Consider the following 13209-nt stretch of genomic DNA (forward strand, 5'->3'; position numbering starts at 1 on the left):
CAAAAAGCCCTTGCCTACGCTGGAGATAACATCCAGCAGGCTTAGCGACTCCAGCGCCTGAGCCCAGTATAGGGCAAAAGAAGTCTGGGAAAAGTAATTGGTGGCGATAAACGAGCCCAGCAGGGCTATGAAGTCGGCATAGATCACCAGAATAGGCACCATCAGGGCGGCTGCCGTAACCCGGCTCACCACCAGGTAGTTAAAGGGGTTGGTGCCCGATACTTCCATGGCATCGATCTGCTCGGTTACCTTCATGGAGCTTAGCTCGGCCCCAATGCTGGACCCCACCCGTCCGGCACAGATCAGGCCAGTGATCAGCGGCCCCAGGGAGCGCACAATGGCAATGGACACCAGCGAGGGCAGCCAGCTTTCGGCGCCAAACTCCAGCAGCGAGGGGCGGCTCTGGCGGGTAAACACAATGCCGGCAATCAGCCCGGTAAAGCCTACCAGCGCAAAGGTGCGCACCCCAATCTGGTACGACTGCCGCAGCACTTCCCGCGTTTCGTAGGGGGGCAGCACAGCACCTGCCAGCGCCCTTCCCACAAAGCGGTAGATGTTCGCCAGGTTGATTAAAAAGCTATTGAAACGGCTGCTTCGGCTAAGAAAAGGCAAAGGTGGTATGGCGTTAGATCGAACAAAAAATGGCTACCTCTCCTTAACCGGAAAGCCCTGCCTAAGGTTACGCTTTGCCAATAAAATGCCTGTTTTGTCCTGAAGCGGTCAGGCTATCTGTCACCATTGCCGGGCCTGCTTAGCAGGGCATAGTAAAGTGATAGGACGAGATGTGCATGCCCTGCCGGAAGTAAAAGCGGTGAGCCCCGTGGCGCCAGCTGCCCGAATCAAGCTGCAGATGGGCGCAGCCGCCCTCCCTGGCCTGCTGCAGCAGCCACTGAAACAGTTGCTCGCCCCAGCCACTGGAGCGCTCCTTTTCGGCCGTTACCAGATCATCTACATAGAGGATACGCCCGTGGGCCAGCATTTCCTGCAGGCGAAAGCCCGTTACGGCCCGCACGCTACCTTCTGCCTCAAGCGCCGCCAGCCGAAAGCCCTGTTCCTGCTGGCGCAGCACCTGCTGCACAAAGGGCTCTTCTGCCAGATGCGGGCGAAGTTCGTGCATTACGGCATGGCAGCGGCGAATGTCGGCTTCGCTGCGAGCTTCAAAAATATGGGAATTGGCCATACGTGTCCTGGATGTATCTGATAAACCCATTTTAGGGATACTATTCGCTTTCCGTTCCGCCAGTTGCTTGTTGGTGAAAACACCAACAGGGGAAAATTACCCATAGTGTAACATTACCGTTGCTCCACTATCTCCTACTTCATTTTCAATTTGTTTAAATATCCAGCTTCAATCCGGCTCTGAAGGGTAAGCTTTGTATCAAGACTGTCAATATCTTCCTTAGCGTTAGCAAATGCTAATAAATTGTTTGCATCATTGACAAAGCAATCATACTCATCATTAGCAATAAAGAATATATAATTATATACATCGAATAAGCGGTAGGATTTGTAACTGGCTCCTAAAAAGAGCATTTCATCCCTGCAGTACCAGAAACCTTGCCTGTCTGAGATTCTAGCATATCTATCCCAGATTGTTTGTTCAGCCTTAGTGTAGACAAAAGAGCCATTTTCATACAGAACAATCTTTTCAACTACCGAGCCTTTTCTACTAAATTCCCCCGCATACTTGCTTAAGGTAGTGCTATCACAATTAAGTGGCCCTATACCGGATGCTCCAGAGGTCTCGATACATTCAACAGGCATATCCTTTTTATGCACTGCATAGCTGCATGACATTAAAGCAGAAGTCAGCAGAATATATCCTAAAGATACTCTCATAACACTGCACAAAATAATGATGGAGGTTTCCCCTTGCTGGTGCTTTCACCAACAGGGGGAAGAGGTAATGCCCCTTCCTGTTGTTGGTGTTTTCACCAACAACACTGGCGTCCCTGTTCTCGCTTTGAAGTGGCTTGTTGGTGAAAACACCAACAAGGGGGAGCTTACAGTAACGACAACCCGCCCTTATTTCACTCCACCCCTTCCTCCTCGCCGATCAGGCGCCTGAGGATCTTCTGGGCGGCCAGGGCAATCACAGTACCGGGGCCGAATACCTCGGCTACGCCCGCCTGGTAGAGAAAGTCATAGTCTTTGGCGGGAATTACCCCGCCGGCCACTACCATTATATCCTCCCGGCCCAGGCTGCGCAGCTCTTCGATCAGTTGGGGGACCAGCGTTTTGTGGCCGCCGGCCAGACTGCTGGCGCCTACCAGGTGCACATCGTTTTCGGCGGCCTGCCGGGCTACCTCGGCCGGGGTCTGGAAGAGCGGACCAATGTCTACATCAAAACCCAGGTCGGCAAAGGAGGTGGCAATTACCTTGGCGCCGCGGTCGTGCCCGTCCTGTCCCATTTTGGCGATCATGATACGGGGGCGGCGGCCCTCCAGCTGCGCAAACTGGTCGGCCAGGGCTTTGGCCCGGAGAAAATTGTCATCTTCCCGGGCTTCGCTGCTGTATACGCCGCTGATGGCCCGCACCTGGGCTTTGTGGCGGCCAAAGGCTTTTTCCATGGCATCGGATATTTCGCCCAGGGTCGCACGAACCCGGGCGGCTACTACGGCCAGCTCCAGCAAATTGCCTTCACCGGTCTGGGCACAGTGGGTGAGGGCTGCCAGGGCATCCTGCACCTGGGCCTGGTTGCGGGTGGCGCGCAGCTCGGCCAGGCGGCGCAGCTGCGCTTCCCGTACGGCGGCATTGTCTACCTCCAGCAGCTCCAGCTCGGAGGCCTCATCGGTCTGGTACTGGTTTACCCCCACAATTACATCCCGCCGGGCATCAATGCGGGCCTGCTTGCGGGCGGCTGCTTCTTCAATGCGCATTTTGGGAAGGCCGGTCTCTATGGCTTTGGCCATGCCGCCCAGCTGCTCCACTTCTTCTATCAGGGTCCAGGCCTTGTGGGCCAGCTCCTGGGTAAGGCTTTCTACATAGTAGCTGCCGGCCCAGGGGTCTATGGCGCGGGTAATGGCGGTTTCGTCCTGCAGGTAGAGCTGCGTATTGCGGGCAATGCGGGCACTGAAGTCGGTGGGCAGGGCAATGGCCTCGTCCAGCGCATTGGTGTGCAGGCTCTGGGTGCCGCCAAAGGCCGAGGCCAGGGCTTCCACACAGGTGCGCACCACATTATTAAAGGGGTCCTGCTCGGTAAGGCTCCAGCCGCTGGTCTGGCTGTGGGTGCGTAGGGCCATGCTCTTGGGATTCTGCGGATTGAACTGCTTTACTATTTTTGCCCAGAGCATGCGGGCGGCCCGCATTTTGGCAATTTCCATAAAGTGGTTCATGCCAATGGCCCAGAAAAAGCTCAGGCGGGGCGCAAAATTATCGACCGGGATGCCGGCGGCTATGCCGGTGCGCAGGTACTCCAGGCCATCGGCCAGGGTGTAGGCCAGCTCAAGATCGGCGGTGGCGCCAGCCTCCTGCATGTGGTAGCCCGAGATGGAAATGGAGTTGAAGCGCGGCATCTTCTGCGAGGTGTATTTAAAGATGTCGGCAATGATGCGCATGCTGGGCTCGGGCGGATAAATATAGGTGTTGCGCACCATGAACTCCTTGAGGATATCGTTCTGAATGGTACCGCTGAGCTGCTCGGGGGCTACCCCCTGTTCTTCGGCAGCCACGATAAAAAAGGCCATAATGGGAATAACGGCCCCGTTCATGGTCATGCTTACCGACATCTGGTCCAGCGGAATGCTGTCGAAGAGAATCTTCATGTCCAGCACCGAATCAATGGCCACGCCGGCCTTGCCCACATCGCCTACCACGCGGGGGTGGTCGGAGTCGTAGCCGCGGTGGGTGGCCAGGTCAAAAGCCACGCTGAGGCCCTTCTGGCCGCCGGCCAGGTTGCGGCGGTAAAAGGCGTTGCTTTCCTCGGCCGTGCTAAAGCCGGCATACTGGCGGATGGTCCAGGGGCGGCTCACATACATGCTGGCATAGGGCCCGCGCAGGTAGGGCGGCAGGCCGGCGCCAAAGCGCAGGTGTTCCAGCCTACCCATCCCCTCAGGCGCATAGCTCCCCTGTATGGCAATGCCCTCGGGCGAGGCCCAGGCGGTAGGCGACGGGGCGGGGGCCTGCGGTGCGGCAGTGGCCAACTTCGATAGATCTATTTTAGAGAAATCAGGCTTCATGAGAGGCAAAAATCTGGTCTTGAACTTCGGTTAGCAGCGCTACGGCATTGGATTTCAGGTGAATGAACCCATCCAGTGCGGCCTGCTTTACATCGGGCGCCAGCAGCTCAGGATTGCCTGCCACCAGCAATACGCCGCCAAACTGCTGCCGTACACTGTCGGCTATGGAAATGGCCTGCTGGTTATAATCATCATCTGCAGCGCAGAGCACCACAATATCGGGCTGCAGCTCGCCCAGCCTTAGGGCTACAGCTTCCTGCTGCCTGTTAAAAAGGATAGGCATTGACTGGATGCCGGCAATGCCCAGAAAATCGGTCGCAAAGCTGGCACGGGCACTGCGCAGCAGGGGGTCGCCCCATTGCAGCAGCACGGCCAGCGGCAGGCGCCCCTCCCGCTGGCGGAAGCCCTCGGTACGGCAGCGCAGGTCTTCGATGGCATCGGCCTGGCCCTGCTGACGCAGCAGGCGCTTGGTGACCTTGCCCGGAGCTTCGGCCTGGGGCAGGCAAAGGGCCTCGGCAGGGTTGCTATACGCATTGACCCCTACCACCCGCTGCCGGCGGGTGCTAATGGCCTCCAGCCGCTGGATGCGGATAGCATTAATACGGTCGTGCAGGCTGCCACTCTCTACTACCTTGGCATAGCCCCCCTCTTTTTCGAGCTCCAGAAACAGGCGCCAGCTCTCCTGCACCAGCTTTTGGGTAAGTATTTCGGGATAATACGCGCCGGCTACCGGATCCTGTACCTTGCCCAGATAGGCTTCTTCCTGCAGAATGGTGCTCACATTGCGGGCCATGCGCAGCGAGAAGGCATCGGGCTGTTTCAGCAGGGCATCGTGCGGCACAATGCTCAGGGCATTGCAGCCCCCCAGAATGCCGCTCATGGCCTCGGTGGTATTGCGCAGCAGGTTGGTATTGCTATCCAGGCGGGATTTGGACCAGCGGCCCGTCTGGGCATGAACAAACAGCTGCTCCGGCCGAAACCCCTCTACCCCATAGGCACCTGCAATCTGCCCCACCAGCAGGCGCAGGGCCCGCAGCTTGGCAATCTCCACAAAATAGCGGCTGCCCAGCGAAACGGAATAGCCCAGGCTCTCAAAGGCCTCCTGCGGACTGATGCCTCTATCCGTAAGGCGGTGCAGGTACTCTACGGTAAGGCTCAGCAGGCAGGCAAGCTCCTGGCTGGCGCTGGCGCCCGAGTTATGAAAGATGCGGCTGTCCAGCATCAGCCCTTTAAAGTGCGGATAGCGCCGGGTGGCCAGTACGGCCCGCTCCAGGCTGGCCATGTTGTCATTATCCATAAGCCCAAGCTCGGGCAGGCGGCCCAGGGGGTCCTGCACCAGAAAGCCCTGCAGCTGCCCGGGGGCCAGGCCCTGGGCCATCACCAGCTGCAGATAGGCTTCGATAAGCTCGGCGCCAAACTCCTGTACCCGAAAAGCCACCGCACAATGCTCCAGCAGCACCCCCTGTAGCAGGCGGTTTACAAAGGCCGGCATGTCGGCTACTCGGGCATGGGGGGTGAGATCAAAGTACAAGCCGGTGGCCCCACCGTTGAGCGCCTCCAGCGCCTGGGCATTGGCCTGGGCCACATCCTTTACCAGCAGCAGCTGCATGTTGGTCCACTGCCGGGCCTCGCCAGGCCGGGCCTCGCCAGGCCGGGCATCCCCCTGGGAGGAGGCAGGGACCCCTAGGGGAGCAGATGTCAGGTCGTCGGCGGTGTAGTAGGGATCCAGCGAAAAGCCTTCGGGCAGGGTCCAGCGCAGGCTGTCCAGGGGTTTTCCCTTCAGCTCCTGGGCCAGCTGTTTTTCCCAGGCCTGCTTAGGGGTTGGATCAAAATCTGAAAAAAGAAGATGCATGCCGCTCAATACTGAAGTTTAAGGTAAAGTTAGCTTAATTTGTAGTGGATTATCAACCAGCGCCTTATTTTTAGGCCTTTCTGCCGCTATGCCCAACCGATCCAGACCCCTGCCGCTTATTTTTCTCTGGCTTGCCAGCAGCCTTTTGCTCTCCTGCGGCGGCAGCCAGGTGCTGGCCCCTCAGTATGTAGCCGAGCAGCCAAATGCCCTGGCTGTAGACAGCCTGTTGCAGCCCGATGCCGCTACACTGGCCTACATACAGCCCTACAAGCTGCAGATCGATTCGCTTATGAATCAGGTGATTGGCCAGGCCGCCCGGGAACTTCCCAAGGGAGAGATTGAATCGCCGCTGGGCAACTTTGTGGCCGACCTTATTGAAGAAAGTGTGCGGGCCAGCTCCTCGGCCGGCGTGGATATGGGTGTAATCACTACAGGGGGTGTACGCATTCCGCTGCCAAAGGGTCCGCTTACACGCGGAGATATTTTTGAGCTGATGCCCTTTGAAAATATGCTGCAGGTGCTGGAGCTGAGCGGTGAGCAGACCCTGCGCCTGTTTGAGCATGCCGCCCGGGTAAAGAACCTGGCCATCTCCAACAGCCAGCTGCTGGTGCGCGGGGGGCAGATCGAACGCATTACCATCGGCGGCAAGCCTTTTGATCCGGCCAAAACCTACCGCATTGCTACCTCCGATTACCTGGCTGGCGGCGGCGACCATCTGGGCATGCTCAAGGAAGCCCGGGTACTGGAATACACCGATATTCTGCTCCGGGATGCCATTGTGGCCAAAATACAGGCCCTGCAGGCGCAGGGGCTGGCTGTAGATGCCCGGGTAGAAGGCCGGGTGATCATCGAATAAGTTTTTTACCACCTCAATCAATACTTCGCCCATGCAGCGCAGGGAGTTTATACGGAAAGCAGGCCTGGCTACAGGCGCTCTGGCCACCCTTGGCCCGGCCCTGGCCGATGCCCGGCCCAGGGAGCAGCGCCTCACCATTCTGCATACCAATGATATGCACAGCCGCATAGAGCCGTTTCCTTCCGACGGGCGCCGCTGGGAGGGCCTGGGCGGCATGGCCCGGCGCCTGACGCTCATTGAGCGCATCCGCAGCCAGGAGGAGCATGTGCTGCTGCTGGATGCAGGCGATATCTGGCAGGGCACCCCCTACTTCAACTTCTTTAACGGCGAGCTGGAGTTTACCCTCATGAGCCGCATGCGCTATGATGCCGCCACGCTGGGCAACCACGATTTTGACATTGGCCTGGAGGGCCTGGCCGCCCAGCTGCCCAATGCCAGCTTTCCGTTCCTGACGGCCAACTATGATTTTTCTGACACCATTCTAAAAGGCAAGTTCCCCCCCTATAAGGTCTTCCAGAAGGGGGGCATCCGCGTGGGCGTATTCGGGCTGGGCATTCAGCTAAAGGGCTTGGTGGCCGATGCCCTGTTTGCCCAGACCCGTTACCTGGATCCGGTAGCCGTAGCCCGGGAAATGGTGCAGGAGCTGCGCAGCCAGGGCTGCCACCTGATCATCTGCCTGTCACACCTGGGCCTGGAATATGAAAGTACCAAGATCTCCGACATGCGGCTGGCCAGCCAGGTAGAGGGCATTGACCTGATCATAGGCGGGCATACCCATTCCTTTCTGGAAGAGCCCCGCCGCGTAGTGAACCCGGCAGGCCAGGAAGTTTTAATAAACCAGGTGGGCTGGTCTGGCGTATACCTCGGCAGGCTTGATTACCGCTTTGATGGCCGGGGCCGCACCACCGACATCAGCTGGCAAACCATGCCAATAGACCGCTCTCTGCAACTGAGTTGAATTTTCCGGTGCCAACGCTAGATTCTCCCCTAGGGAGCGATTTGCTCAATGCTAATTTTCCGAGGAAGCCCCAAGTGCCTGTTGCATATTGAGGATTCTTACGTAACTTTAAAACCCTGTTTTTCCGCAGCCAAAGCCCTGTTAGCGAATGCAACAAAATTGCTACACTGTATGGTCTAGTTGTCTGGAGCTCATCCGGGAGCACACGAACGAACAGTCTTTTAAGACCTGGTTCGCCCCTATTGTGCCCATGAGCCTGGATAATCATGTGCTGACAATTCAGGTACCCAGCCAGTTTTTTTACGAATGGCTGGAAGAGAACTATGTGCACCTGCTCAAGCAGGCCATCATGCAGCAGCTGGGCCCCCAGGGCAGGCTGCAGTACTCGGTTATTGTAGACCGGGGCAACGAGCAGTACCAGCCCAAAACCGTTAGCCTGCCGGCCATGAAGCAGCACGCCCGCCAGCCAGCAGGCGCCGGCGTAAATGGCAACGGCTACGAGCCCGACTACAAAAGCCCCTTTGCGCTGCGGGCCATTGACGAGATGCAACAAAAATCGCATCTCAACCCCAATTACTCCTTTGTTACCTACATTGAGGGCGATTGTAACCGCCTGGCCCGCTCGGCCGGCCTCGCGGTAGCGGAGCGCCCCGGCGCTACCTCATTTAACCCCCTGATGATCTATGGGGGCGTGGGCCTTGGCAAAACGCACCTGGTGCAGGCCATTGGCAACGAGATCAAGCACGGCTTCCATGATAAGTTTGTGCTCTATGTAACTTCCGAGAACTTTACCAACCAGTTCATAGAAGCGCTCAAGGGTAACAATGCCCAGAGCTTCAGCAACTATTACCTGCAGGTAGATGTGCTCATTATCGATGATGTGCAATTTTTGAGCGGCAAGGAAAAGACCCAGGAAATCTTTTTCCACATCTTTAACCACCTGCACCAGAGCGGCAAGCAGATCATCATGACCTCCGACTGCCCTCCCCGGGAGCTGAAAGGGCTGCAGGAGCGCCTGCTCTCCCGCTTTAAGTGGGGACTTACGGCCGATCTGCAGGCGCCCGATCTGGAAACGCGCATGGCCATTATTCAGCGCAAGATGGAGGCCGATGGCATCTATATCCCCACCGAGGTGGTAGAATACCTGGCCAACAGCGTAGATACCAACATGCGGGAGCTGGAAGGGGTACTGGTTTCCCTGCTGGCGCATGCCTCACTCAACCGCCGCAACATTGACCTGGAGCTGGCCAAAGCTACCCTGCAGAACATTGTGCAGGAGATCGACACCGAGGTAAACATCGATTACATCCAGAAAACGGTATCGGCCTATTTTAGCATTACGCCCGACCAGATGAAGGGCAAGAGCCGCAAACGCGAGTTTGTGGTAGCCCGTCAGGTGGCCATGTATTTTGCCAAAGAATACACCACCCACTCGCTAAAATCCATAGGGGCGCACTTTGGCGGCCGGGACCACAGTACCGTTATTCATGCTGTGCAGGCGGTAAACGACCTGATGGAAACCGACGGCAAATTTAAAGCCTCTGTGCTGGAGCTTACCAAAAAACTCAAAAGCAAAGTAGCTGCTTAAGCAGGCAGCCGCCTCTCTGTTCCGTATTTCCGTACTGCATTACCCTCTTCAGGCCTTCTTCATGGGGCAGGTACTAATGCCAAAAAGGGCATAAAGTGGGCAAAAAGCCAGCAGGCTGGTAAGCACAAACACCCCGGCAAGCACCAGCAACACAATGGCCCAGGTGCCGCTAAGCAGGTTGGTTACATAAAGAACGCCAATTAGTGCCGCCACAATCACCCGGATTGTCCGATCGGCAATGCCCATATTCTTTTTCATGTCCGTATTTGTTTAGAGCTTGCCAGCAAAGGGCTGCACAGCGGCCATAGCTGCACGCCCCCCGAAGGAGAGCTGTACCGGAGCCGCCCGCAGGGGTCTTTACCAGCCTTAGCCTAAAGCTAGGGGCTTTTTGCAGCGCCATCAGTGACTTTTATCACACTCCAGAAAGATCTTGAGCCCCCTGAAGCGCATGCTGCTGGGCCGGCACTGCGGCGCTGCACATCAGAAAGATCAGGGAACTTCTACTCCCGCCCCCTTTTGCAAGAGGCCGCGTCAACGATTGCAGCGAATTATTGCTACAGAAGCTTGAAATACAGCAGATTATTGCTTCTCTTGATTCTTTGAACCTATCCACCTTGCCTATGTCCCAATCACTGGAAGCGCTGCGCCGGCAGATCGATGCCATCGACGACCAGCTCCTGGAGCTGCTCAACAGCCGCATGCAAATTGTAAAAGAGGTAGGCCGCCTCAAAAAGGCGCAGAATACCGTAATATACCGGCCCGAGCGGGAAAAGCAGATCCTTGAGCGGCTGCAGCAAAAAACCGCCGGCCTGCTAAACCGCCAGGCGCTGGAAGCCATTTTTCTGGAGATCTTTGCGGCCAGCCGCACCCTGGAGCTACCCGAAAAAGTGGCCTACCTGGGGCCCGAAGGTTCCTTTACCCATGCCCTGGCTGAGAGCCGCTTTGGCGCCATGAGCGAGTATTTTCCGCTGCCTACCATTGCTACGGTATTTGAGGCAGTGCAAACCGGCAAGGCCCGTTTTGGGGTAGTTCCCATTGAAAACAACCAGGAGGGGGTAGTAGGCGAAACCATGGACAGCCTGGAGCGCTTTGAGCTGAAGATTGTGGCAGAAGCTGCACAGCCCATCCATTTCTGCCTGGCCAGCACGGCCGATAGCATCCGCACCATTCGCAAGCTCTACTCCAAAGACATTGCCTTTCGGCAGTGCCGCAGCTTTATGGCCAAATACCTGGCGGATCAGGAGGTGGAGATTGTGCCGGTAAACTCTACCTCGGAGGCCGCCCGCCTGGCCCTGCAGGAAGGAGCCCAAACCGCTGCCCTCTGCTCAGTGGTAGCCGCCAAGCTCTACAAGCTGCCAGTGCTATTTGAAAATGTGGAGGACGCTGATAACAACATAACCCGCTTTCTGATTCTGGCAAAGGATTTTGTAAACCAGAAGGGACCGGAAGACAAAACCACCATACTGGCCAAGCTGCCTGATACACCCGGTAGCCTGGCGGGTTTTCTGCAGGATTTTTACACCAGGGGTATTAACCTCACTAAAATAGAGAGCAGGCCCATCAGGGGCAACAGGGGCTTTGCTGCCTGGTTTTACATTGAGTTTGAGGGGCACCGGGACGATGCATCCGTGCAGGAGCTGTTTTCACTCTATGCCGACCGGCTGATCTGGCTGGGGAGTTATGCCAAGATGTTGTGACATGCATGTTCTGGAAAAGAAAAGCCCGTTACAGAACTGCAACGGGCTTTTTTCAAAAAGATAATGCTATGGTTAATAGCGGTGCTGCACTGCAGCTCGCTAATTAATAACGACGCTTGTTGTCACCCCAGCTGCCGCCACCGCTGTTTGAGCGTGGAGGACGAGCCTCTTTAGGACGAGCTTTGTTCACAACGATAGTGGCGTTGTCAAACTGTGACTCGTTTAGTTCATCGATGGCGTTCTGTGCTTCGTCATCGTTAGGCATTTCTACGAAACCAAAACCTTTAGATTTGCCGGTTTCGTGGTCGGTAACGATCTTAACAGAGCTTACTTCACCAAACTCTTCGAACAGTTGACGAAGGCTTTCCTCTTTCGTCTTGAAATTCAATTTTGCTACGAAAATGTTCATCACTTATAATGTTGTACTGAATAAATAATTGACAAAGGTGTTTTGGGAGCTAAATAAAACTTAGAGGATAAGACTTACCTGCTATGCAAAAAATCCCTGTCAATCGTAAGCAAGTTAATTATATTTTCCGGATTTCCTCTTACTTTTTATTTTTTATGCAAATCCTTTCCAGAGAATCCTTAGTACAAACGCAAATAAAGGGGGCTTGTTTAGGGCTGAGCCCTCTTTTTCTTTAAATAAAGCAACATTATTTTTTGTTTGCAAGTGCTGCTGCTGGTGCTTTCAGGGGCGCAGCATCTAACAGTTGCTGCCCGTCCATCTGCTGGCAGCGGGCCTGCACGCCCAGGGCCGCCGCCCGCTGCTGCATAGTTGCTACCATAGAAGGGGTGATATCGGAGGCCTCAATCTCGCATCCGGCAGGCAGTAGTTCCAGATCAAGGCCGGTACCCCCGCCTACCAGCAGCACCCGACTGCCGGGCGCCAGCGGCAGCAGGGCAATAGCCTTGCGCCTGGAGTGCGAAACAGCCTGCCGATCCGGTCATAGACAGGGGTGTACAGGGTGTAGCGAATGCGGTTCCAGCGGTTGGTATTGATCATGGGTGTGAAATTCCGGCAACGTTTCGGGATCTGAAAGCACCCTCCCTCCTCAAAGCCTGCTCTCACCCGATAAAATCACACTGTTTTGCATGCTATTATGAGCATAATTAAGACCCCGCCGCTCACTTCCTGAATTGCATTATACACTCATAACCAGCCGAATATATTTGTCATGAGTACATTAATTTTAATATAAAATTGAAACATCCTAAGCCATGCTCGTATAATACTAAGCTTTATTACATCAAATTTTTATGTAGTATTTAAATTTTTTATTATGAGATTCATACCAACACGCATACACGGTATGCTCGATTACCTGATGGGAGCCTTGCTGATAGCGTCTCCCTGGATTTTCGTATTTTGCCCGAGGCGGAGCCGAAACCTGGGTGCCCGTGATTCTGGGCGCCGGTGTAATCCTCTATAGTATCTTTACCGATTATGAACTGGGCGCCGTTAGACGGATCTCCATGCGCACCCACCTGTGGCTGGATATTCTGGGCGGTGCCTTCCTGGCCGTTTCACCCTGGCTGTTTGATTTTAACGAATGGGTTTACATGCCGCACCTGCTGTTGGGTCTGGCCGAAGTTGGCGCAGGTATCTTTACCAGAACTACCCCTGACCGTGCCCCCGTGCATACACCGGTACATGAGGGAGACAGAGCCCGTGCTGGCTATACCGATCGGGCAGATCTGAACAACAGCACAGCGGCTTCCCGTCCGCCCATGGGGTCCAATGCTGAAACCAGAACCCGTACCGAAAGCGATCGTATCCGAAAAGATCTGTAAAATAGAGCTATAACTAAACTGTATATGGTTCTGCTGTAGCAGTAGCTGCAGCACAAACAAAACATGAGTCATCCCGAATTTTAGAGAAAACTTATTTTTAATAAAAACGGCCTCTGAAATTATTCAGGGGCCGTTTTTATTATCTAGAGTCGTCTTTGCGATGGAGCGGGGGGCGCCCCCCGTAGCGGAAGAAGCAATCTGGTTACTCTATGCTTGGATGCCAGATTCCTTCGCCACCGAGGCCCGGTGGTACCTCCTCGGAATGACGAGCCTCTAGAAGCAAAAA

Annotated in this window: 14 protein-coding genes; 5 read left to right on the top strand and 9 right to left on the bottom strand. The window is 55.6% G+C overall.

Annotated features, from left to right (window positions below; translation table 11 throughout):
• The 5 genes from ADICEAN_RS17215 to ADICEAN_RS17235 all read right to left on the bottom strand — a co-directional run.
• Positions 1-612, bottom strand: a 612-nt coding sequence (locus ADICEAN_RS17215) for an MlaE family ABC transporter permease (RefSeq protein ID WP_051068895.1), incomplete at its 3' end; no start/stop codon positions are given.
• Between the two features lie 139 nt (positions 613-751).
• On the bottom strand, positions 752-1180 hold the full coding sequence (locus ADICEAN_RS17220) for a GNAT family N-acetyltransferase (protein ID WP_009196927.1): 429 nt from the start codon (positions 1178-1180) through the stop codon (positions 752-754).
• Positions 1181-1314: 134 nt separating this feature from the next.
• Complete coding sequence (locus tag ADICEAN_RS17225) at positions 1315-1839, bottom strand: hypothetical protein (RefSeq protein WP_009196928.1); 525 nt, start codon at positions 1837-1839, stop codon at positions 1315-1317.
• A gap of 191 nt (positions 1840-2030) precedes the next feature.
• Positions 2031-4178, bottom strand: coding sequence for a methylmalonyl-CoA mutase (scpA, locus tag ADICEAN_RS17230; RefSeq protein ID WP_009196929.1), 2148 nt, complete (start codon positions 4176-4178; stop codon positions 2031-2033).
• Positions 4168-6030, bottom strand: coding sequence for a methylmalonyl-CoA mutase family protein (locus tag ADICEAN_RS17235; protein ID WP_009196930.1), 1863 nt, complete (start codon positions 6028-6030; stop codon positions 4168-4170). The genes scpA and ADICEAN_RS17235 overlap by 11 nt, the downstream gene beginning before the upstream one ends.
• An 88-nt stretch (positions 6031-6118) precedes the next feature.
• On the opposite strand from ADICEAN_RS17235, the gene ADICEAN_RS17240 reads away from it, so the two are divergent.
• The 3 genes from ADICEAN_RS17240 to dnaA all read left to right on the top strand — a co-directional run bounded on the left by ADICEAN_RS17240 (position 6119) and on the right by dnaA (position 9432).
• Complete coding sequence (locus tag ADICEAN_RS17240; protein ID WP_009196931.1) at positions 6119-6886, top strand: 5'-nucleotidase C-terminal domain-containing protein; 768 nt, start codon at positions 6119-6121, stop codon at positions 6884-6886.
• A 31-nt stretch (positions 6887-6917) separates the two neighbouring features.
• Positions 6918-7844 (top strand): bifunctional metallophosphatase/5'-nucleotidase, encoded by a 927-nt coding sequence (locus ADICEAN_RS17245; protein WP_009196932.1) that lies wholly within the window; start codon positions 6918-6920, stop codon positions 7842-7844.
• Positions 7845-7992: 148 nt separating this feature from the next.
• Positions 7993-9432 (top strand): chromosomal replication initiator protein DnaA, encoded by a 1440-nt coding sequence (dnaA, locus tag ADICEAN_RS17250; protein ID WP_009196933.1) that lies wholly within the window; start codon positions 7993-7995, stop codon positions 9430-9432.
• A gap of 48 nt (positions 9433-9480) precedes the next feature.
• Here dnaA and ADICEAN_RS17255 read toward each other — a convergent pair whose 3' ends face one another.
• Positions 9481-9690 (bottom strand): YgaP family membrane protein, encoded by a 210-nt coding sequence (locus ADICEAN_RS17255; RefSeq protein WP_009196934.1) that lies wholly within the window; start codon positions 9688-9690, stop codon positions 9481-9483.
• A gap of 362 nt (positions 9691-10052) precedes the next feature.
• On the opposite strand from ADICEAN_RS17255, the gene pheA reads away from it, so the two are divergent.
• Positions 10053-11129, top strand: coding sequence for a prephenate dehydratase (gene pheA / locus ADICEAN_RS17260; protein ID WP_009196935.1), 1077 nt, complete (start codon positions 10053-10055; stop codon positions 11127-11129).
• Positions 11130-11232: 103 nt separating this feature from the next.
• Here pheA and ADICEAN_RS17265 read toward each other — a convergent pair whose 3' ends face one another.
• From ADICEAN_RS17265 to ADICEAN_RS22765, 3 genes are all read right to left on the bottom strand, one after another.
• Positions 11233-11538, bottom strand: coding sequence for an RNA recognition motif domain-containing protein (locus tag ADICEAN_RS17265; protein ID WP_009196936.1), 306 nt, complete (start codon positions 11536-11538; stop codon positions 11233-11235).
• Between the two features lie 247 nt (positions 11539-11785).
• Positions 11786-12004 carry a class I SAM-dependent methyltransferase gene (locus tag ADICEAN_RS21525; protein WP_051068896.1) on the bottom strand — a complete coding sequence of 73 codons (219 nt, stop codon included), beginning with the start codon at positions 12002-12004 and terminating at the stop codon, positions 11786-11788.
• Positions 11992-12135, bottom strand: coding sequence for a hypothetical protein (locus tag ADICEAN_RS22765; RefSeq protein ID WP_161622729.1), 144 nt, complete (start codon positions 12133-12135; stop codon positions 11992-11994). Before ADICEAN_RS22765 ends, ADICEAN_RS21525 begins: the two co-directional genes overlap by 13 nt.
• A gap of 389 nt (positions 12136-12524) precedes the next feature.
• On the opposite strand from ADICEAN_RS22765, the gene ADICEAN_RS17275 reads away from it, so the two are divergent.
• Positions 12525-12923: an SPW repeat domain-containing protein gene (locus ADICEAN_RS17275; protein ID WP_009196937.1), complete on the top strand. Its 399-nt coding sequence runs from the start codon at positions 12525-12527 to the stop codon at positions 12921-12923.
• The last annotated feature ends 286 nt before the right edge of the window (positions 12924-13209 follow it).

The sequence above is a fragment of the Cesiribacter andamanensis AMV16 genome (assembly GCF_000348925.1).
GTDB lineage: Bacteria > Bacteroidota > Bacteroidia > Cytophagales > Cyclobacteriaceae > Cesiribacter > Cesiribacter andamanensis.